The organism is Acinetobacter sp. ANC 4862 (assembly GCF_004336635.1).
Lineage (GTDB): Bacteria > Pseudomonadota > Gammaproteobacteria > Pseudomonadales > Moraxellaceae > Acinetobacter.
Genome location: NZ_SJXH01000007.1, coordinates 66420 through 87011, shown reverse-complemented (window position 1 = coordinate 87011; position 20592 = coordinate 66420). Strand labels below are relative to the sequence as shown.

Here is a 20592-nt window from a genome sequence, read left to right as displayed (position 1 = left end):
TTAGCCCATGAAAATTGCGCGTTATATTAGCATTGTTCATTTAAAAGAAATGTTTTTTCCACGGATTTTTATCTCTGGAATTTGAGATTTTAAGCTTAAAGTTTTAGGATTGCGCTAAAATCATCTACTTACGCGAAAATAAGACTCAGGATAGGAATATGCAACAGGCACCGTCTTTTCAGGTCATCGATGGTCAGTTAATCGGTGCAAGGCAAGTAGCATCCCCGAATTATAATCAACGTCCCGAACAGACCGAAATTCAGTTGGTGGTGGTGCATAACATCAGTTTGCCACCCTCACAATTTGGTGGCGGCTATATTGAACAATTTTTTCAAAATCAGCTGGATTGGTCAAAGCATCCTTATTTTCAGAGCATTGAAGGGATGCAGGTGTCTACCCATCTGTTAATTTTGCGCACCGGCGAAGTTTTGCAATTCGTGAATTTCAATGACCGCGCCTGGCATGCAGGACGTTCGAGCTATTTAGCCAAAAAAGAATGTAACGATTATTCGATTGGCATTGAGCTTGAAGGCAGTGATGACCAGCCTTTTGAAGAGGTGCAATACAGTGTATTGGCAGAGGTCATTGCAACATTACAGGCAGCCTATCCGAAGATATTGCAACATTTGGCCGGGCACTCGGATATTGCGCCAGGACGTAAAACCGATCCGGGTCCATATTTCGATTGGCCAAAAACCAGAGCATTCATACAACAATGCAAAGCAAATCAATAGCTGCTCGACTTTAAGATTTAACAACGAAATTCCTGTCGAGTTTCTTTACAATAGCGACTTATTTTAATACTGGGTGGAAACGATGGCGCTGTGGCGGTCGACCTTTATTGTCAGTGCAATGACCATGTTGTCTCGGGTTTTGGGTTTAGTCCGAGATGTGGTTTTGCTGAATGTGTTTGGTGCAGGTAAAGATTTCGATACCTTTGTGGTTGCCTTTCGTATCCCCAACTTCTTTCGGCGGCTATTTGCCGAAGGGGCATTTTCGCAAGCTTTTATTCCAGTTTTAACCGAATATAAAACCACGAAAACCCATGCTGAAGTGCAAATTCTGATTAGTCGGGTATTTGGTTGTCTCGCGACCTTTATGACCCTGCTGACTTTTATTGCGATGATTGCTGCCCCGGCAATTATGTATATCTATGCACCGGGCTTTCATAGTGATCCCGAAAAATTTGCTTTAGCAACCGATATGTTCCGGTTGACCATTCCATATTTGTTATTTATGTCACTGACTGCTTTTGCGAGCAGTATCTTAAATAGTTATGGTTCATTTTCGACCCCAGCTTTTGCGCCAGTTTTACTGAATGTCACCATGATTGCAGGGGCATGGTGGTTAACGCCGTATATGGCCGAACCGATTATGGCCTTGGGTTGGGCGGTCGTGGCTGCAGGGGTATTGCAACTGGCGATTCAAATCCCGGAGCTATGGCGCAAAAATCTGCTGATTCCACCTAAAGTTGATTTTAAACACGAAGGTGTCGATCGCATCATGAAATTGATGCTTCCGGCATTATTTGGTGTATCGGTGACGCAAATCAATTTGCTGCTGAACACCATCTGGGCATCTTTCATGCAAGATGGTTCAGTGTCATGGCTATACAGTGCCGAGCGTATGACTGAATTGCCTTTGGGATTGATCGGTGTGGCGATTGGTACGGTGATTCTACCTTCTCTTTCTGCACGTCATGCTGAACAAGATCAGTCCAAATTCCGTGGCATGATCGACTGGGCTGCAAAAGTGATTATGCTGGTCGGTATTCCTGCCAGCATTGCCTTGTTCATGTTATCGACTCCAATCATTCAAGCCCTGTTCCAGCGTGGGCAATTCACCCTTGAAGATACGCAAATGACGGCATTGGCTTTGCAATGTATGAGTGCCGGGGTGATTTCCTTCATGTTGATTAAAGTCTTTGCTCCGGGTTTTTATGCACAGCAAGATACCCGAACACCCGTACGTGTAGGTTTAATGGCCGTTGCAGCCAATGCGATTTTAAACGTGATCTTTATTGGCTTCTTTAAACTGATCCATTGGGAAGCAGAACATATGGCGTTGGCCTTGGCATCTTCAGGTTCTGCACTGGTGAATGCCGGGATGCTGTATTTCTATCTGCACCAACGCAATATTTTTCGTTTTGGAGCACACTGGAAAAAACTTTTCATCCAGTTTGCCATCGCCAATGCCACTATGATTGCGGCACTTTGGTATGCCTTGACGTGGTATAACGGCGATGTATCGCAATGGATTCGTATTTTCGAAGTGATCGGACTTTGCGTGGTCGGTGTTTTGGCTTATGCGATTGGCTTATTGGTAACCGGGTTTAGACCGCGTCATTTAAGACCATAATCAACAGATCAAGAATTTATTCTTTATATTAGAATAATCTTGGAATAGTGACCTGAATTAAATGGGTGAAAATTACTTTAATTTTTGCTCAATTTAATTCAGGTTTTTTATCCTCCAAAAGATGAAGTTTGAATATGAAAAAGAGCCTATTTAGGCTCTTTTACTTAAAGTGAATATGTTGTTTAAAGATGAGTAATTATATTTTTCCTCGGGAAAGGAAGCCGACGATTGCTAAAATAACCGCAATGACGAGTAAAATAATTGCAAAATCTTTAGATAAACCTGCGACACCAGCGAAACCTAGTAGGCTGGCTATAAGTGCAATCACTGCAAAAATAATCGCCCAACGAAACATAAGCGTTCTCCGTGTGTTGTTATTTTCAAAGTAGATTTAGTATAGGGCTTAGAAATTCCTAAACTGTTATGCTTGTGTTTAAAAAATGTTCACTTTGACAGTAAATATATGATTCAAAGTAAAAATAACATCCATACATTGTGAACTTGAACACGTTATAATAATAGTTAACTTCTCTTGTTTTTTAGTTTTATGACTGAACAATTACGTCCGGAATTTTGGAAAAAATATCCTTTAGCTGAACTGAATCCTACCGAGTGGGAGGCGCTTTGTGATGGTTGTGGTTTATGTTGTCTGATCAAACTAGAAGATGAAGAACTCGGCGAAGTGGCTTATACCAAGGTGTCGTGTAAACTTTTAGATTGCAAAACAGCGCGTTGCAGCAATTATGCACAGCGTTTTGACTATGTTCCTGATTGTATTCAACTGACGCCTGAAAAATTAGCTGAAATTCACTGGCTACCACCGAGTTGCGCTTACCGTCGCTTAAAGGAAGGCAAGAAATTACCGTCTTGGCATTATCTAAATACCTGTACCCGTGAAAGTATAATTAAAGCGAAAAAGTCGGCAGCAGGACGCTGTATTTCAGAAGTCGAAGTCAATGAAGAGGATCTAGAGGAATATATTGTCCGTTGGGTGCGTTAATCTGGTTGGTGAAATAACTCAAAAATGTCTGTTTGGATATCATCTCTAAACCAGGTGGCCTTAATCAGGTAACAGTCATCGCATAACACCTTATTTTTCAAGCAGATTAAATCATATAGTTGCGGCTTACGATTGAGCTATCATCACAGGCTGTAACAGTTGAGTGGCATCATTAGATGGCATGGGACGATAAAAATAAAAACCTTGTCCAGTATGACAATCACATGCTTTCAACGCATCCACTTGTTCTAAGCGTTCAATGCCTTCAACCAATATTTCCAGGGAAATGCTAGCACCAATTTGGCTGATCGCTTTGACAATAGCCAGTGACGAAGGATCATCGTGAATGTTTTCTATAAAGTGACGATCTATTTTAAGGCAATCGACCGGATAGTTTCTTAAGCGGGTTAAAGACGAATGTCCGGTACCAAAATCATCTAATGAAATGTGAATACCGGCTTGTTTTAATAGCCCCAGTGCGCGAACAACATAGTCAGAGCCACGTTCCGAAAGGCTTTGCTCGGTAATTTCAATTTCAACCATTTCATGGGGAATATGAAACTGAGCGAGTCTATTTAATAGCGTTTCTGCGTAGTTATCTCTTAAGAATTCGACCGGTGCGGCATTGATTGAAATGGGTAAAAGTTTCCGTCCAGATTCACGCCATTGGGTCATATCCTTAAACACTTTTAACTGCATGATCTCGCTGATACGCGTTGCCAGTTCATAGTCCTGAAAAGCGGAGAAAATATGTGAAGGAAGTTGGATTTGATCCTCAGCATCATACCAGCGCAGTAAAGCCTCAAAACCGGTGACTGTTCCATCTTTCAGACTGACTTTGGGTTGATAGAAGGGAATAATCTTATCATTGTGGATAATGGCTCGGGCGAGCGAGAGTTGTTTGGTGGTGAGCTCTATACTCTGGAACATGGCGTTCTTAAACATTCGGATGCCACCGCGACCGCTGATTTTAAGATCATTGAGGGCTACATCTGCACATCGCAGTAAATTTGAACTATTTTGTGCATCGCGAGGATAAATGGCACAGCCGACACTCATCCCGCCATTAATATATTGTCCTGCATAGCAAATCGGGATATCCAGCTGTTGCCGAGCTGTTTTTGCAATTTCGAATAATTCAGCTTCATTAGTCAGATGAGGCACAATAATGGAAAATTCATCCCCGCCTAGGCGTGCAACAACGATTTCATCTTTAAAACAACCACTGAAACGTTGACCTAAAATCTGGAGTAAATGATCGCCGGCGATATGTCCCAAAGTGTCATTGATATGCTTGAAATAGTCTAAATTAATCAGCAAAAAGCCGATTGATTGGCTTTGATGGCGTGCATTCTGAATGGTCTTTTTGAAAATTTTATTAAATGCGCGACGATTATATAAGCCTGTTAATTCATCTATTTCGATGAATTGTTGCAGGTTTTTTTCAGCAATTTTTTGTTGGCTCATATCTCGAGAGACACAGAGAGTGCTTTGTATTGAGCCATCTTCATTTTGCACAGGGGGTAAAATATGATCCCCAGATTGCGGCGTTTGACCTGAAATTACACTCATTCTATCAAAACGAGCATTTTTACCTTTTGCGACATGAGTTGAAGCCTGTTGTCCTGAATTTTGAATATTGTCAGGCCATAAGTGGAGCCAAGGCCTACCAAACTTTTTTTCACTGAGTGATACACTTAAAGCCAGACCACCTGAACGATTCCTATGGCTAACACGTCCATCGGGTGTCAAAAGCTTAATGCAATCCATACTGGTATCGAGCATTTTGCTTTGGGTATGAACTTGTTGATTCAGTTCAAATTGCTTTAAATAGTGATCGTGAATGTCGGTTGCTGTCATCAGCCATTCAGTATTGTCTAAATTTTGCGGATGTTGCACTGCAATCAAACACACTCGATATCCCTTTTCATGATGTTTAATCCGGCATTCTTTTTCGAAATTTTGTTGTGTTGGTCGGGCTTGCTGCCAAAGAATACTGAAATGTTCGAAATCTTCAGGGTGAATGAATTTTTTACAATCAGTAGCGTCGTACAGATTGGGAGTCATACCAAGATAGCCACAAAGCGCTTGATTATAATAATGCTTATTTTGTTTGTTTTTCATCCAGATGAGTTGCGGTAATTGATCTAATACATTTTGAAGAAATAAATTTTCTGTATTTAATTGAGCATTATTGGCTTGAATGGTGTGATCTGGTTTGTTTTTAAAAATATATCTCATGCAGCTCACCCATTAAAACGACCAAAATGCCAAAAAGCGTGATGCATTTCACGCAATGATTATGTACTTCATCAATAAGAAGTGGAATTATTAAGCATATTTTTCTTAATATTGACTATCACAGTAAATCTACTTGGTTATTTTTAAAAGTAAATTCAGACAATAGGCACAATAATGATTAATAATATTGCCCATTCTTTTAAAAAACAGTATGATTTTTTTGTAAAACAATTCAATTGAAATACGCGATATTAAAATTACATAGTAGACTTGTTTTAAGCACACTCAAGAAATAACAAGATGTCAGATAGTCATATTCCACTTCCTGAACGGCTTCGTCCGCGTGATTTATCAGAAATTATTGGTCAAGATCATTTATTAGGTGATCAGGCTCCTTTACGCCAAATGATTGATCAAGGGCATTTACCCTCGATTATTTTTTGGGGACCACCGGGAGTCGGGAAAACCACCATTGCTTTGCTTCTTGCGCAGGCGGTTGATCGAACTTTTGTCAGCTTATCTGCCTTGAATACCGGAGTGAAAGAACTCCGTGAAATCATTGCTGAAAGTGCTGATTTACTCAAACCTGTGGTGTTTATTGATGAAATTCACCGTTTTAACAAGTCACAACAAGATGCCTTATTGAATGCAGTGGAAAAGGGTAAAATCACGCTGATTGGTGCAACCACAGAAAACCCTTCCTTTGAAGTGAATAGTGCGTTGTTATCACGTTGTCAGGTTTATAGCCTGAATGCTTTAGATGCCGATGCGATTCAGACTCTATTGGATCAAGCGTTGAAAAATGATGCTTTTTTAAAAGAACGATCTATTCAAATTGAAGAATATGAAGCACTGATTCAATTTGCTGCCGGAGATGCGCGTAAGGCACTTAATCTGTTGGATCTCATCGCCAGTACCTTTGAACCAGAACTTGAAAATATCATTACCAATGCCATTGTGGTGAAAGTCGCGCAGCAGAATATTGCCCGTTATGACAAATCGGGCGAGCAGCATTATGATCTGGTTTCTGCCTTTATTAAGTCCATTCGCGGTAGCGATCCGGATGCGACTTTATATTGGATGGCACGCATGCTTAAAGGCGGCGAAGATCCGGTGTTTATTGCACGCCGTATGCTGATTGCAGCGTCTGAAGATATTGGTAACTCAAATCCGAATGCACTGCTTCTTGCAGGAGAATGTTTCCGTTCGGTACAAGCCGTGGGTATGCCGGAATGCCGGATTATTTTGGGGCAGTGTGCTGTGTATTTGGCAACCAGTGCGAAAAGTAACAGTACTTATTTGGCTATTAACAAGGCTTTAGATTTAGCTGAAAAAACCGCAAATTTACCCGTGCCATTACATTTACGTAATGCACCAACCAAATTGATGAAAGAGCAGGGCTATGGCGTGGATTACCTTTATCCGCACAATTACCCAGAGCATTTTGTTTTGCAAGAATATTTGCCGCCTGAATTGAAAGGCACCAAGTTGTATGAATCTGCGCGGAATAAACGTGAAGTAGAAGGTGAAAAACTTCAGCAACGTCGTTGGCAGCAGGAACAACAGCAGCAATAAAAAAAGCCCAACTCAGGGCGAGTTGGGCGGAAAATAGGATGTCTTAGGGGAGATACATCCTAGAGGGTAAACAGGAATCTGCTCGGCAAGACATCAGAGGAAAATTCAATTCCGATGTTGTTTGGTATACAAATTATATTACGGGCTTAACTTAAGAATGTAAAAACGATCATTTTTATTAGTAACATTTATTTTTACGATTTAATGAAGCATAAAAAAACCGAGCCATCAGGCTCGGTTTTTTGAATCAGCATACGGATTAGATATCAGAAAGGTCGATACCTAAACGTGTCGCTACTTCTTCATAAGCTTCAACAACACCACCTAAACCTTGACGGAAACGGTCTTTGTCGAGTTTTTTCTTGGTGTCTTTGTCCCATAGACGGCAACCGTCTGGAGAGAATTCATCACCAAGAACAATACGGTCGTGGAACACACCAAATTCAAGTTTGAAGTCAACAAGCAGCATGTTGCCTTTGTCGAACAAATCTTTAAGTACGTCGTTTACTTGATAAGTCAGTACTTTCATTTGTTCAAGTTGTTCAGCAGTCGCCCAACCCAAAGCAATCGCTTGAGATTCGTTGACCATTGGATCGCCAAGTGCATCGTCTTTGAAGAACAATTCGAAAGTAGGCGGAACAAGCTCTTTACCTTCTTCCACGCCTAAACGACGGCACAAGCTACCTGCTGCGTAGTTACGAATAACACATTCAACAGGAACCATTTTCAATTTTTTCACTAAAACTTCAGTCGGAGAAAGAAGTTTTTCAAAGTGAGTTTCAATGCCAGCAGCAGCCAATTTTTCCATGATGAAGGCGTTAAAACGGTTGTTCACCTTGCCTTTACGATCCAGCTGTTCGATTTTTTCGCCGTTAAATGCAGATGCATCGTCACGGAAGACTAGGATGAGGTGATCTGCACTGTCTGTTTCATAAACAGATTTCGCTTTACCAGTATAGAGCAAGGTTTGTTTCAACATGGGGGAACCTTTTTCAAAAAAAAATGCCTAGTACGACTAGGCTGGCCAATTTTGGTAAATCTGGGTTAATAGTTCTGCAGCTTTTTCTTGGTCTGCAAAGCTATTATCGGCATTGAACACAGCGATGTTGTTGCTTGTTCCTACAGATGTCAGTCTTAATACATAGATCTGTTGATCGACCTTAATGGTTACTTCGTAACGATTTTTACTTTGACCAACAATGGTATGGTTAAGGCTGCTGAGGGTAGCAAGTGTGTACTGCCAAATTGTAGCAGAATTTCCATCAATTTTGAGCAATGGATTTTGATTTCCATCACGCACTAATTGTGGACGACTGACATTTGTGCTGTCATCTTGACTATCTGTTGGCGCATTTGCCTGAGCTTTGTCAGGGCGAGGTAGAGCAAAACGGTTGCCACGTTTATTTTCAAGCTTGGGTGCATGCTCAATCGCAAGTGGGTCAACCGTCGGAGACGGATACAATGGCGTTGCAGGTCGAACCATTGAGCCTTCAGGATATTTCAGGGGTTCAGAGGTTGCAGTATTTTTATAATCCAATGAACCATTACTGATTCCGATTGAACTACAACCCACTAAACTGAATGCTGAAAGTGCAAGGGTTAAACCAAAACGTAATTGCATAGTGTTGTGCTCTTTATTTAATGACACCAGAAGCGCTCAGTGCTTCACGCAACGGTGTACGATATTGTTCTGCAAGAGGAGTTAATGGTAAGCGAATACCGGTACCAATTAATCCCATTTCATGAAGTGCCCATTTCACAGGAATTGGGTTGGATTCACAAAATAGAATATTGTGTAAATTTGCAACTTTATTATTTAAAGCTTCAGCACGTTCTGCATCACCTGCAAGTGCGGCAGCACAGATTTCGCTCATTTCTTTCGGTGCCACATTGGCAGTCACAGAAATGTTGCCTTTTGCGCCCAAGCCCATTAACTGGTATGCAGTCGCATCATCACCAGAGTAAACGGTCATGTCTTTACCGTGTAATCCTTCAATAAGTGCTTGACCACGAGGTACATCACCGGTTGCGTCTTTAATCCCAATAATTTGCGGGATATCGGCAAGGCGAATCACTGTTTCATTTAACATATCGACGCCAGTACGACCCGGTACATTATAAAGAATTTGTGGTAAATCAACCGCTTCAGCAATAGCTTTATAATGCTGATATAAGCCTTCTTGTGTAGGTTTGTTGTAATAAGGCGTGACGAGGAGCGCTGCATCGGCACCCAGTTCTTTGGCTTCTTTGGTGAGTTCGATCGCTTCATGGGTCGAGTTTGCCCCCGTACCTGCAATCACAGGAATACGTTTGTTGGCTACACGAATGATTTCGGCAATGACTTTGGTGTGTTCTGCCATGCTTAAGGTTGAAGCTTCACCAGTTGTGCCTACAGCAACAATACTATTGGTACCTTGTGCTATATGCCACTCAACGAGCTTTTCTAGACCCTTCCAATCTACGCTGCCATCTTCAAACATCGGAGTGACGATTGCGACAATTGAACCTTGGATGATCTGTGCTTGCTGAGTCATTTTGAAAAAATATCCTATTTGTCCATCCGGCTGAGGTAGAAAAACATAAATTTGGATGGGTGCGTATTTTGATTTATAGCAATTTCACTACGATTAAGCGTAATTGAATAATGCTTATGCAAATTATGAACGAACAAACGATGAAGAACAATATGCTTTAGTCAAACCATATAAAAACTTTATGAAAAGCAATGGAAAAATTTACTGAACAATACAAAAGTCACGTTTTTTAAATTTGGGTTCACTAAAATTTTGATCAGCATCGTTTAAGTGCCTACTTGTTATAACTCAAAAGTGCCGTTAAAGCTGTCATAAAAGTGCTTTAAAGCCAATCATATCGGTAATTCCATGTAAAAACATCAGGATTTAAGATTTAATAAAGATAAGAATAGACTTGAAAGCTATATAAACCAAGAATTTAAACGACAAATATCATCATTAAAAACTTGGGTAATAATTAGTTAAAACTATAAATAGATTGCTGCACTTTTGCGATGGGCAGATGCTCTTGGATTGAAATCATTATTGTATGGTTCATTTTTTCACCCAGATCAAATCCAGATTAATTGTTTTTGCGACTATGAGTTATTGCATTTAAAAACGTTAAATATCTATTATTTTTATCCATAAATTGTGGATTGTTCCACTTATTGGTAGTTATGTGTATTTCCAGACTCATGGATGATGACGCTCTATTTTGGACACTGATTGAACAAGGATTTTCCAATGGAAAGATCAGATAACAGACATTCCGTCATTACAGTCGCGATTTGTTTTTTAATTGCGGTGATTGAGGGATTGGATATTCAAGCGGCAGGTATTGCAGCAGCCGGTATTCGTGAATCTTTTGGCTTAGATAGTTCTCAATTGGGGGTGTTTTTTAGCGCAGGGATTCTGGGTTTATTACCTGGAGCGCTGATTGGTGGCCGATATTCAGACCGTATCGGGCGGAAAAAGGTCCTGATTTGGTCGGTTGCAGTATTTGCTGTATTTACCTTATGTACCGTATGGGTAAACAGTTTTAACAGCCTTTTACTGGTTCGCTTTTTAGCAGGTGCAGGTTTAGGCGCTGCCATGCCAAACTTGATTACCCTAGCTTCCGAAGCAGTTAGACCTGAAAACCGTGGTCGTGCTGTGGGTTTGATGTATTGCGGTATGCCTGTAGGTGCAGCAATTTTATCCTACATTGCGAGTTTAGATTTTGGTTCAAATTGGAAAAACATTTTCTATTTAGGCGGTTTACTGCCGATTATTGTGCTTCCAATCATGATTAAATTCTTACCAGAATCACGTGAATTCTTAAAAGCGCAAAATACTGCTGAAACAACTACGGTAACAACTCAAGGTTCTTTTAAAGATTTGTTCAACAGCCAGAACTTGATGCGCACCTGTTTAATTTCAGTGAGTTACTTCTTCACCTTGATGGTGGTTTACATCATGTTGAGCTGGTTGCCTTCATTGTTTATGGAACTGGGCTTTAGCCGTAAAGAGGGCAGTACTGCGCAATTCTTCTTCATGGTCAGTGCAACAATCGGTACGATCGTGCTCGGCATGTTGACGGATCGCTGGAAAAAAGCCTATGTGATCATCTTAATGTACGGTGGTATTTTGGCAGGTTTATTCTGCTTGAATGCAGCAAGTTCATTGACGCAAATGTATATGGCTTCGGCATTGGTTGGTGCATTCGTTATTGGTTGCCAAGGTGTACTTTATGCTTTCGGTAGTATCGTGTACCCAACTGAAGTGCGTGCAACAGGCGTTGGCATGGCATCAGCCGTGGGACGTGTTGGCGCAATGCTTGGACCCACAATTGCAGGTCAGTTACTTGCCGCAGGTTTCGGTGCAGCAGGGGTAATCTCGGCAGCCATTCCTTGTATCGTGATTTCAGCCGTATTTATGTTGATTCTGGTGCGTCGCTTACAAACCCAAGCTTAATTTTTTGATCGATAAAATAGCTCGCAGATTGCGGGCTATTTTTTTAACTTAAAATTTATTTCTATCCTGCAGCCACAAACAAATCAAAAACTTCCGGCTATGCTTTGAATCCTGACTAGGATTGAATATGCCCAGTATCGAACATGCATAGTATCGAAAATGCATGGAATCGAATTTGCCCAAGTCGCTTTATTATTTCAATCAGCAGTCATTTTATTTTTAGCACCAAGCCTCAATACTGCAATTTATTTTGTTATATGCTTAACAAAAATGACAACATGCAAATAATGGACTGCGAATTATGCAAAAAAATAGCGCCTTGATTGTAGTAGATGTACAAAATGGTTTTACCCCAGGGGGTAATTTAGCCGTAGCGAATGCCGATCAGATCATTCCGAACATTAATCAATTGGCGCAGTGTTTTGACAATATTGTGATTACCCAAGATTGGCATCCGGAAAATCATGTTTCATTTGCTGAAAATCATCCGACTAAACAGCCTTTTGAAACCATCAAATTAGATTATGGAACCCAAGTGTTGTGGCCTGCGCATTGTGTTCAAGGCACGCCAGATGCCGAACTGCATCCAGATCTAAACTTACCGATTGCACAATTGATTATTCGCAAAGGTTTCCATGCGCATATCGACAGTTATTCTGCCTTTATGGAAGCGGATCAAAAGACGACAACCGGTTTGGCGGGTTATTTAAAAGAACGTGGCATTGATACGGTGTTTATAGTCGGCATTGCGACAGATTTTTGTGTGGCGTGGACGGCGATAGATGCCTGTAAATTAGGCTTTAAGGCTTATGTGGTTTCAGATGCGACCAAGGGCATTGACCTCGATGGTTCATTGCAACATGCCTGGCAAGATATGCTAACAGCAGGGGTGAAACGTATCTTGGTCAAAGATATTATTCAGCAAGCGGCATCAAAAAGTGTGCAGTTAGGCGAAAGGAATCGTCAATAATTTCTCCGTGCTTGTTGTAGAAGGTAACATTTGGCCCAGATGCTAGAATAAATATTGGATTGAATCATGTCAGCTTTTTTGCGCTTTACGCAATTTATTCAAAAAACCTTTGCGCTGTGGGTAGTGCTATTTGCAGGTATTGCTTTAATTGTGCCCGAAGCTTTTGTCTGGCTCAAAGTCTATATCATTTGGATGCTGGGTATCATCATGTTGGGAATGGGCATGACCATGACAGTGGATGACTTTAAAGGAGTATTACAAAGTCCCAAAGCGGTTGTGATTGGTGTGGTCGCACAGTTTGTGGTGATGCCGGGACTGGCTTATCTGTTGTGTCAGTTATTTCAGTTACCACCCGAAATTGCGATTGGTGTGATATTGGTGGGCTGTTGTCCGGGGGGAACAGCATCGAATGTGATTACCTATATGGCTAAAGGCAATACCGCTTTATCCGTTGCCTGTACCTCGGTTTCGACTATTTTAGCGCCTGTGTTGACGCCTACTATTTTTTATTTGCTAGCCAGCCAATGGATTGAAATTAATGCCATGTCAATGCTGGGGTCAATTTTGCAAGTTGTATTGTTTCCGATTATTTTGGGTTTAATCGTTCGTTCAGTACTAAAACAAAAAGTCGATGCCTATATTCAAGTGATGCCACTGATTTCCGTGATTGCGATTGTTGCCATTGTGGCGGCCATTATTGGGGGCAGTAAGACGCAAATTTTGGAATCAGGTTTACTGATTTTAGCTGTAGTCGCGTTACATAATGGTCTAGGCTATTTATTGGGTTTTTGGGCAAGCCGACTGTTTAAGCTACCTTATGCTGACAGTAAAGCCATTGCCATAGAGGTTGGCATGCAAAATTCTGGTTTGGGCGTTGCTTTGGCTGCGGTGCATTTTGCGGCATCCCCGGTTACTGCTGTGCCGAGTGCTATTTTTAGTTTATGGCATAACATTTCAGGACCCGCCTTGGCGACGTATTGGGCCAGTAAAGCCAATAAAACGAAATAGCGGTTTAATGAAATCTCTATTTTAAATAGACGAAAAAAAGCCGAGCTTATGTGCTCGGCTTTTTTTATGAATCCGTTTTAAGAAGCTTTGGATTGTTTGGCTTTTAAAATTTCAGTCCTGAACGTCTGTGCCAATTCTGCCACTTCACTGTCCATTCCATTCATCATAAAGGCATGACGGGTCAGCACATTGGTTGGATTTGGCATGTTGACCAACTGGTAACGGTCGGAAACATCTTTGAGTAATTCATTTGGTAAATGAATCGCACTTTCTTTTGCCGCCAACTGTTGAACCAGACGTTCTGCAGCTTGCACAGGAGTCAGATGCATAGCCTCGACATGACTTGAAATTGCACTACGGGTTTGTAAAACAAAGCGCTTTTCTTCGCGATAGCGTTTGTACAACACATCTGACAATAGCTGGAACACAGTACTGATCATCACCAAGCATTGCACAGCATTGGGTGTTTCTACCGACATACTAATGGTTGCGCCATGTTCATCAAATTTATGCACGGTTGAAATATCTGAGCTGTTTAATTTGTAGTGTTGAACACACAATTCAGCCGTTTTATTCAGAAAAATTTGACATAAATTGAAATAAGGAACAGATACCGTTTTATTGACCGAATCCAGAAGTTGTTTTGGATCATAAAACTGAATATTCAATGCAACGCAGTTGTCATCAAGGACGACAGGTTTAGACTCTTTAGTTTTGGTCTTTGCTTGGGCATTATGCTGTGCTTGAGCCACTGCGACAGCAGCATTGTGTTGCTCTTGTTCTAAGGCTTGGGTCAAGGTTTGAATTTCATGTTTGAGACGTGATTCATTATTGATACGCGCCAAATATTCAGTTCGACTTGGACGGGCAATCGCACGATAAGCTAACCATAATAGGCCGTGAATCATCAGCGATAATAAAATCGCCAGCCATTGGGTACGTAAAATTTCACCAATACTGGATTGGATTAAAGTGATTTCAATCGTGCCGACTTTCTTTTCATTTTGCAGTGCTTCACGAACAAAGACTTCACCTTGACGTGTCTTGGTTAAACCACCTGTTGCAAGTACCTGATTATTCGCATCTAAAATACGAATAGAAGCCACGCTTGGGTTGGTTGCATAACGCTCGGCCAATAATGCCAGTGACACGGTATTGGCCGGTTCAAGCTCGGATAGGCTGTCTGTGACCAGTTGCGTGGTCATCAGCTGTCCCTGACTGGCGCGATTTGCATTCAGCTGATGCGTCGTCGCAAGTACCAGTAAAAAGGTGTGTAAAGCAAAACTTACAATCAGTAGGCTAGCAAATAGCCCTTGTCTAGGCGCATTCAACGTAAACTTCCAAGGCATTTATATTCAAATTCGATTATGATTCTTACAATAGTTGTAGCTCAGATCCGAGTCAATTCATGCGAGAAATCATTCTTATATCATTTTTGGGACCAGACCAGCCTAATCAATTTACACGATTAATGCAGGTATTGTCCGTACATTCCTTACAAATTTTGGATGTTGGACAAGCCGTCATCCACAACCAACTGACTTTAGGTATTGTTGTTTCGTCAGATGACCAAACTGCTACAGCATTAGCCATGAAGGAGATCTTGATTCTAGCACATGATATTGGTTTAACTGTGCGCTTTAAACCAATCTCTACATCAGAATATGATCAATGGGTCAGCGAGGGCGGACAGACCCGTTATATCGTGACCGCACTTGCACCAGAATTAACCGCATCACAATTACAAGCAGTCACCAATATTGTGTCTAACCAAGGTTTTAATATTGAAACCGTAACGCGTTTGTCGGAACGTCCAAAGCTAACGGGTCAAGCCGATGGACCAAAACGCTCTTGCGTACAATTTGGTCTGAAAGGACAAATGCTGGATGCCACTGCAATGCGTGCAGCTTGCCTGCGTTTATCGACTGAACTTAATGTCGATGTCGCAGTTCAAGAAGACAATGCTTACCGCCGTAACCGCCGTTTGGTCTGCTTTGACATGGATTCGACTTTAATTGAGCAAGAAGTAATTGATGAGTTGGCGATTGAAGCAGGGGTGGGTGAGCAAGTCGCTGAAATTACTGAACGGGCGATGCAAGGTGAACTTGATTTCCAGCAAAGCTTCCGTGCCCGTGTAGCCTTGTTAAAAGGAATGGATGCTTCTGTTTTACCTCAAATTGCAGAACGCCTAACCGTTACAGAAGGTGCAGAACGCCTGATTTCCACCTTGAAAGCATTGGGTTATCGAACGGCTATTCTTTCAGGCGGTTTCCAATATTTTGCTGAATACCTGCAAGAAAAATTGGGTATTGATGAAGTGCATGCCAATTGCCTGGATGTTGAAAATGGTATGGTTACCGGTGAAGTCAAAGGTCATATTGTCGATGGAGCACGTAAGGCATTTTTACTGCGTGAACTTGCTGAACGAATGGGCATATCCCTTGAACAAGCCATTGCTGTTGGGGATGGCGCGAATGATTTGCCGATGCTGTCAATTGCTGGTTTGGGTGTTGCATTCCGTGCCAAACCCTTAGTTCGCCAAAATGCAAATCAGGCCATTTCAAGCGTAGGTTTAGATGGTGTGTTATATCTACTCGGTGTGCACGATAAAGACCTGAGTCGTGCCTAACTATCCTAGCTAACTATTGAAGTTTATTGACAAAACGCGACATTGATGTCGCGTTTTTTGTTGGAAAAAGAGTCAAAACACGATGAACGGTCGACTTGAATTGCTGATAAAAACAACAATCAATCCGTTCGAAAAAAATATTTTTTTAATGCTTTTAAGGCGTTGTTTTTTTGTAATGACACGGCAAGTCCGTGCCCATCTCACTTCCAGAAAAAGTTAAAAATAAAAAAATGTAATGACAAAATAATGTTGCGACAAGGTGTGTCGCTTTCTGAAAATACAAGACTTTTTTTCTTTAAAAAACTACGCATAATGCTTGCATAGAGATTGATATAGACATATTCATCATTTATTTAACGGTATCGGGAATCAGGTTTAGACAAACTTCAATGTCCAAATCTGATCTTAGACGGAGGTTTTTATGGTTACAGCGAATTTAGCGACCATCGTAGGCTTAAGCTTGATTGCGGCTGCTTTGATAGCTGTTTTCTTCTCGCCTTATCGTCGTTTGTTAAGTTTTATGTTTGCAGGTATGCTGTTTTGGGGATTGATTGAAGTTGTCCGCTTCGGTACACAAGTGGTATTTGAATTACCCATGACCTATAGCTATCTGACTGCGTTAATGTCAGCAATGGTTGTGATCGCCATGCTTTTGGTACGCGAAGATCGTCGTGCAGAACGTGCTTTAACTGAACGTCGTTGTATTGAACATACACCGGTATATGAAGAAGACCAGCAGCACTGCTCAAGCCGTTAAACCGAAGTATTCAAGAATTCTAAAAAAGATGTGCCAGGAGCACATCTTTTTTTTGTTCGTTGAATATTGTTATACAAAGCCTTACTTCAAAAAACATAACTTATGTTAGGATAAGTCGTCAATTTTCCAACAATTACAATAGGCTTAAATGTCATGAAACTATCTTCGATTCCTGTCGTAAAATTACCACTGGTCGATGTAAGCACGGATCCGCTTGATTTATTAGTTGCGGGCTTGGCTTTGCGTATGAAGCAATTGGCTCGTACCAGTCCAAAATTTATTGAGTTAGTTCATGAACGTCAATTTCGTATTCAAATTGGTACAGATTTGGGTGTTGCGCGTCAAATTATCGTAAACAATGGACAAATTGATACTGTGTCTGGTGATGCTGAAAAAGCGGACTTTATTTTGCAGTTTGCAGACAGTGAGCAAGGCGTAAAAACCTTAATGAAAGGCGATCCAACCGCTTTCATGACCGGCATGCAAAATGGCACGATTAAAATGGAAGGCGATTTCGGTCTTTTGGTTTGGTTTAACAAAGTAGCCAAACTGATTCCACCAAAATTACCTAAGCCAGTACAAGAAAAAGTGAAATTGGTGCGTTCATTTATCCGTGAAAAAACCGGTAAGTAATTAAGAAAAAGCGAAAAAAGGAGGATTATTCCTCCTTTATTTTTTGGAAAAATAAATGTCATTTGATTTATTAAGTTTTTCTATTGGTGGTGTTCTTCTAGCTCCAATTGTAATTTTTTACTTAAAAATTGGATTCAAGAGCGTCTAAAGCAAAGTATTGATTATGAATATAAAGAAAAACTCTCTCAATTAGAAAGCAAATTAGAGGTTCAAAAAGAAATTGAGCTAATACAGCTTAAAGATTTGGTTGATAAAAAAATCTCTACTTTAAATTTGGCTAATACAACTTATGGTGCAACACAATCATTATTATATTCAAAAAAATTAGATGCTTTAGAAAAAGCATGGAATGCTTTTCTATATATATCTAAAAATAAACCTTCAATAATTGGGGGCAGATTAGACATTCTTACTCCGCAGGAGTACGAAAATTTGTTCGATATACCTGCGATGAGAGATTTTCCTATACTTGAAGATGATATGGGGCAACTAATAAAAAAATTATCAGATATTGTTGATCCAATTGAAAACTTAAAAATTTATATTGATGATGATATTTGGACTTTTTTATTTATTTATAGAGCTGTAATGCTGCGAATATATTATTTAATAACTAAAGCTAAAGAAAATCGTCAGTTAAAGCTTAGATGGCATAAAGACGGTGTAATTTTAAATCATTTAAATATGATATTTAACCAATCCGAATTACAAGAATTTGAAAAAATACAAATTGGGAAATTTAGATACGTAGAGAATGTATTAGAAGCAAAGCTTAAGGTTCGCATTGAAGAGGGATTAAGTGGAGGGAAGGCTTCTGAAGCAATGCTCCAACAAGCCCTTCAGAATCAATTAATGTTGGATAAGCTATCTAAAAAGTAATTTGATAGTTTATTCAACTTCCAGATTAAAAGTCACCGGTCCATCATTAACCAAATGCACTTTCATATCGGCTGCAAAAATGCCAGTTTGCACATTCTCAAATTGTGATTTTGCATATTCAACCAATTGTTCATAAAGTGCTTTGGCTTCACTTGGCGGCATCGCTGGACCAAAGTCAGGACGCAAACCTTTTTGCGTTTGAGCCATCAAGGTAAATTGCGAAACCAATAATAATCCGCCACCCGCTTGACTGACATTCCAGCCCATCTTGCCTTGTTCATCATCAAAAAAACGATATTTCAAGATCTTGTCGATCAGCTTTTTGCCTTTTTCCAGATTGTCTTCTTTACCTAGCCCCAGAAATACCAAAATGCCATGTTGAATTTCACCGGTGGTTTCACCATCGACCACGACTTTGGCTTCTAAAACTCGTTGTAATAAGGCACGCATAATTTAACCAAATCAGTTATTTCAAATTTGCGGTGAATTGTAGCAAATACGTGCTTAAAGGCTTTAAAAACTCGTGATTTGTATAGGTGAATTTAAAAAATATAAATGAATGGATAAAGATGAAAGTCTCTTTTTGCCATCCGTGCTTTAGACAGACCCTTTTTAAAAGGGTCGAGCTTGTGTTTTAAGATGGATTGGAATGATTTGAAAGAATGAAATATTATTTTGGTGATGGATAAATGAGGCATAACTTATTCAATAGTTTCCTGTATTTACGAAAACATTGGTTTTATAGTGAAAAAAATATGCTTTAATGCGGATAGTTGATAAAAACTGAAAGTGATATGTCCGCAATCATCCATTCATTATTAGATACCGACCTGTATAAATTCACCATGTTACAGGTGGTTCTGCATAAATTTCCTCAAACCCATAGCGTCTACCATTTTCGTTGTCGTAATTTAGAAGATACCGTTTATCCACTGACGGATATTTTGGATGATTTGAATGAGCAGCTCGATTATTTATGTCAGCTCAAGTTTAAAGAAGATGAGTTGCAATATTTACGTAGCTTGCGTTTTATTAAAAGTGACTTTGTCGATTACTTGGAATTATTCCAACTGAAACGACGCTTTATTAAAGCCAGTATTGATGATCAAGGCCGTTTGGATATTTGGGTTGAAGGCCCGATGGTACAAGCGATGATGTTTGAAATCTTTGTGCTGGCGCTGGTTAACGAATTGTATTTCCGCCGTATCCGTACTGATGAGGTTTTGGCAGAAGGTGAACGTCGTTTGCAAGCCAAAGTGGCTTTGCTTAAAAAGTACGAACAAGAACAAAATCCGAATGATCCACCTTTCTTGGTGTCCGACTTTGGTACGCGTCGTCGTTATAGTTATGACTGGCAGAAACATGTCATTACCGAGTTTAATCAAGCCTCGCCATATATTTTCCGTGGTACCAGTAATGTATTAATTGCCAAAGAACTGGGGATTACCCCAATTGGCACCATGGCACATGAATTCCTGCAAGCCTTTCAAGCTTTAGATGTGCGCTTACGTAATTTTCAAAAACTGGCTCTGGAAACCTGGGTGCAGGAATACCGCGGTGACTTGGGGATTGCCTTGACCGATGTGGTGGGGATGGATGCCTTCCTGCGTGACTTCGATTTGTATTTTGCCAAACTGTTTGATGGTCTGCGCCATGACAGTGGCGATCCCTACGAATGGGGCGATAAAGCGTATGCCCACTACAAAAAACTGAAAGTCGACAGCAAAAGCAAGATGCTGACTTTTAGTGACGGGCTGAATTTGGAAAAAGCATGGAATTTGCATCAGTACTTTAAAGATCGCTTCCAGGTGAGCTTTGGTATCGGCACCAATTTAACCAATGATTTGGGACAAACCCCATTGAATATTGTGTTGAAACTGGTGGAATGTAACGGTCAGTCGGTGGCTAAAATTTCCGATAGTCCCGGAAAAACCATGACCGATAATGATACTTTCCTTGCTTATTTACGTCAGGTGTTCCAAATCACTGAAACTAAATAACAGTGACTTTTTTATAGCTGATTTTTTGCTAAAAGAATGCAAAAAATCAGCATAATAGTGAAAATGAGTTGTG

General features: G+C 40.5%; 19 protein-coding genes. 12 read left to right on the top strand and 7 right to left on the bottom strand.

Annotated features, from left to right (window positions below):
- Positions 1–158 precede the first annotated feature (158 nt).
- Together ampD and murJ are read left to right on the top strand one after the other, a co-directional pair.
- A complete protein-coding gene (ampD, locus tag E0409_RS05025) occupies positions 159–734 on the top strand; it encodes a 1,6-anhydro-N-acetylmuramyl-L-alanine amidase AmpD (RefSeq protein WP_131288463.1) in 576 nt (191 codons plus the stop codon).
- Positions 735–807: 73 nt separating this feature from the next.
- Complete coding sequence (murJ, locus tag E0409_RS05020; RefSeq protein WP_171458783.1) at positions 808–2358, top strand: murein biosynthesis integral membrane protein MurJ; 1551 nt, start codon at positions 808–810, stop codon at positions 2356–2358.
- A 196-nt stretch (positions 2359–2554) separates the two neighbouring features.
- Here the strand turns inward: murJ and E0409_RS05015 are convergent, their stop codons facing one another.
- A complete protein-coding gene (locus tag E0409_RS05015) occupies positions 2555–2713 on the bottom strand; it encodes a DUF1328 domain-containing protein (protein WP_131288459.1) in 159 nt (52 codons plus the stop codon).
- A gap of 192 nt (positions 2714–2905) precedes the next feature.
- Between E0409_RS05015 and E0409_RS05010 the strand changes: the two genes are divergently transcribed.
- Positions 2906–3358, top strand: coding sequence for a YcgN family cysteine cluster protein (locus E0409_RS05010; protein WP_131288457.1), 453 nt, complete (start codon positions 2906–2908; stop codon positions 3356–3358).
- Between the two features lie 126 nt (positions 3359–3484).
- Here the strand turns inward: E0409_RS05010 and E0409_RS05005 are convergent, their stop codons facing one another.
- A complete protein-coding gene (locus E0409_RS05005) occupies positions 3485–5599 on the bottom strand; it encodes a sensor domain-containing protein (RefSeq protein WP_131288455.1) in 2115 nt (704 codons plus the stop codon).
- Positions 5600–5899: 300 nt separating this feature from the next.
- Here E0409_RS05005 and E0409_RS05000 point away from each other — a divergent pair, with 300 nt between their 5' ends.
- Positions 5900–7174, top strand: a complete 1275-nt coding sequence (locus tag E0409_RS05000) for a replication-associated recombination protein A (protein ID WP_131288453.1) — start codon at positions 5900–5902, stop codon at positions 7172–7174.
- A 259-nt stretch (positions 7175–7433) separates the two neighbouring features.
- On the opposite strand, the gene purC is transcribed toward E0409_RS05000, so the two are convergent.
- The 3 genes from purC to dapA are packed head-to-tail and all read right to left on the bottom strand — an operon-like array spanning position 7434 to position 9708.
- Positions 7434–8153, bottom strand: coding sequence for a phosphoribosylaminoimidazolesuccinocarboxamide synthase (gene purC, locus E0409_RS04995; RefSeq protein ID WP_131288451.1), 720 nt, complete (start codon positions 8151–8153; stop codon positions 7434–7436).
- Positions 8154–8189: 36 nt separating this feature from the next.
- Positions 8190–8795 carry a lipoprotein-34 precursor (NlpB) gene (locus tag E0409_RS04990; RefSeq protein ID WP_131288449.1) on the bottom strand — a complete coding sequence of 202 codons (606 nt, stop codon included), beginning with the start codon at positions 8793–8795 and terminating at the stop codon, positions 8190–8192.
- Between the two features lie 13 nt (positions 8796–8808).
- Complete coding sequence (gene dapA / locus E0409_RS04985) at positions 8809–9708, bottom strand: 4-hydroxy-tetrahydrodipicolinate synthase (protein WP_131288447.1); 900 nt, start codon at positions 9706–9708, stop codon at positions 8809–8811.
- Between the two features lie 726 nt (positions 9709–10434).
- Between dapA and mhpT the strand changes: the two genes are divergently transcribed.
- From mhpT to E0409_RS04970, 3 genes are all read left to right on the top strand, one after another.
- On the top strand, positions 10435–11643 hold the full coding sequence (gene mhpT / locus E0409_RS04980) for a 3-(3-hydroxy-phenyl)propionate transporter MhpT (protein WP_131288445.1): 1209 nt from the start codon (positions 10435–10437) through the stop codon (positions 11641–11643).
- Positions 11644–11944: 301 nt separating this feature from the next.
- Entirely contained in the window at positions 11945–12613 is a 669-nt protein-coding gene (gene pncA, locus E0409_RS04975; protein WP_131288443.1) for a bifunctional nicotinamidase/pyrazinamidase, read from the top strand.
- A 66-nt stretch (positions 12614–12679) separates the two neighbouring features.
- A complete protein-coding gene (locus tag E0409_RS04970; RefSeq protein WP_131288441.1) occupies positions 12680–13621 on the top strand; it encodes a bile acid:sodium symporter family protein in 942 nt (313 codons plus the stop codon).
- A 77-nt stretch (positions 13622–13698) separates the two neighbouring features.
- Here the strand turns inward: E0409_RS04970 and E0409_RS04965 are convergent, their stop codons facing one another.
- Positions 13699–14952, bottom strand: coding sequence for a hypothetical protein (locus tag E0409_RS04965; RefSeq protein ID WP_131288529.1), 1254 nt, complete (start codon positions 14950–14952; stop codon positions 13699–13701).
- 77 nt (positions 14953–15029) lie between these two features.
- Here E0409_RS04965 and serB point away from each other — a divergent pair, with 77 nt between their 5' ends.
- From serB to E0409_RS04945, 4 genes are all read left to right on the top strand, one after another.
- Positions 15030–16250 (top strand): phosphoserine phosphatase SerB, encoded by a 1221-nt coding sequence (gene serB / locus E0409_RS04960; protein WP_131288439.1) that lies wholly within the window; start codon positions 15030–15032, stop codon positions 16248–16250.
- Positions 16251–16671: 421 nt separating this feature from the next.
- The gene (gene aciT, locus E0409_RS04955) at positions 16672–17007 is read left to right on the top strand and encodes a ciprofloxacin tolerance protein AciT (RefSeq protein ID WP_131288437.1); all 336 of its coding nucleotides are present in this window, start codon (positions 16672–16674) and stop codon (positions 17005–17007) included.
- A 153-nt stretch (positions 17008–17160) separates the two neighbouring features.
- Positions 17161–17640 carry an SCP2 sterol-binding domain-containing protein gene (locus tag E0409_RS04950; RefSeq protein WP_131288435.1) on the top strand — a complete coding sequence of 160 codons (480 nt, stop codon included), beginning with the start codon at positions 17161–17163 and terminating at the stop codon, positions 17638–17640.
- Between the two features lie 243 nt (positions 17641–17883).
- The gene (locus E0409_RS04945; RefSeq protein WP_131288433.1) at positions 17884–18519 is read left to right on the top strand and encodes a hypothetical protein; all 636 of its coding nucleotides are present in this window, start codon (positions 17884–17886) and stop codon (positions 18517–18519) included.
- A 9-nt stretch (positions 18520–18528) separates the two neighbouring features.
- On the opposite strand, the gene dtd is transcribed toward E0409_RS04945, so the two are convergent.
- Positions 18529–18969, bottom strand: a complete 441-nt coding sequence (dtd, locus tag E0409_RS04940; RefSeq protein WP_131288431.1) for a D-aminoacyl-tRNA deacylase — start codon at positions 18967–18969, stop codon at positions 18529–18531.
- A gap of 344 nt (positions 18970–19313) precedes the next feature.
- On the opposite strand from dtd, the gene pncB reads away from it, so the two are divergent.
- Entirely contained in the window at positions 19314–20519 is a 1206-nt protein-coding gene (gene pncB, locus E0409_RS04935) for a nicotinate phosphoribosyltransferase (protein WP_131288429.1), read from the top strand.
- The last annotated feature ends 73 nt before the right edge of the window (positions 20520–20592 follow it).

Bases quoted from the DNA above. Each gene is read 5' to 3' on its own strand.
- ampD (WP_131288463.1), top strand. From the start codon at position 159: ATGCAACAGGCACCGTCTTTTCAGGTCATCGATGGTCAGTTAATCGGT.
- E0409_RS05015 (WP_131288459.1), bottom strand. From the start codon at position 2,713: ATGTTTCGTTGGGCGATTATTTTTGCAGTGATTGCACTTATAGCCAGC.
- E0409_RS05010 (WP_131288457.1), top strand. From the start codon at position 2,906: ATGACTGAACAATTACGTCCGGAATTTTGGAAAAAATATCCTTTAGCT.
- E0409_RS05005 (WP_131288455.1), bottom strand. From the start codon at position 5,599: ATGAGATATATTTTTAAAAACAAACCAGATCACACCATTCAAGCCAAT.
- E0409_RS05000 (WP_131288453.1), top strand. From the start codon at position 5,900: ATGTCAGATAGTCATATTCCACTTCCTGAACGGCTTCGTCCGCGTGAT.
- purC (WP_131288451.1), bottom strand. From the start codon at position 8,153: ATGTTGAAACAAACCTTGCTCTATACTGGTAAAGCGAAATCTGTTTAT.
- E0409_RS04990 (WP_131288449.1), bottom strand. From the start codon at position 8,795: ATGCAATTACGTTTTGGTTTAACCCTTGCACTTTCAGCATTCAGTTTA.
- dapA (WP_131288447.1), bottom strand. From the start codon at position 9,708: ATGACTCAGCAAGCACAGATCATCCAAGGTTCAATTGTCGCAATCGTC.
- mhpT (WP_131288445.1), top strand. From the start codon at position 10,435: ATGGAAAGATCAGATAACAGACATTCCGTCATTACAGTCGCGATTTGT.
- pncA (WP_131288443.1), top strand. From the start codon at position 11,945: ATGCAAAAAAATAGCGCCTTGATTGTAGTAGATGTACAAAATGGTTTT.
- E0409_RS04970 (WP_131288441.1), top strand. From the start codon at position 12,680: ATGTCAGCTTTTTTGCGCTTTACGCAATTTATTCAAAAAACCTTTGCG.
- serB (WP_131288439.1), top strand. From the start codon at position 15,030: ATGCGAGAAATCATTCTTATATCATTTTTGGGACCAGACCAGCCTAAT.
- aciT (WP_131288437.1), top strand. From the start codon at position 16,672: ATGGTTACAGCGAATTTAGCGACCATCGTAGGCTTAAGCTTGATTGCG.
- E0409_RS04950 (WP_131288435.1), top strand. From the start codon at position 17,161: ATGAAACTATCTTCGATTCCTGTCGTAAAATTACCACTGGTCGATGTA.
- dtd (WP_131288431.1), bottom strand. From the start codon at position 18,969: ATGCGTGCCTTATTACAACGAGTTTTAGAAGCCAAAGTCGTGGTCGAT.
- pncB (WP_131288429.1), top strand. From the start codon at position 19,314: ATGTCCGCAATCATCCATTCATTATTAGATACCGACCTGTATAAATTC.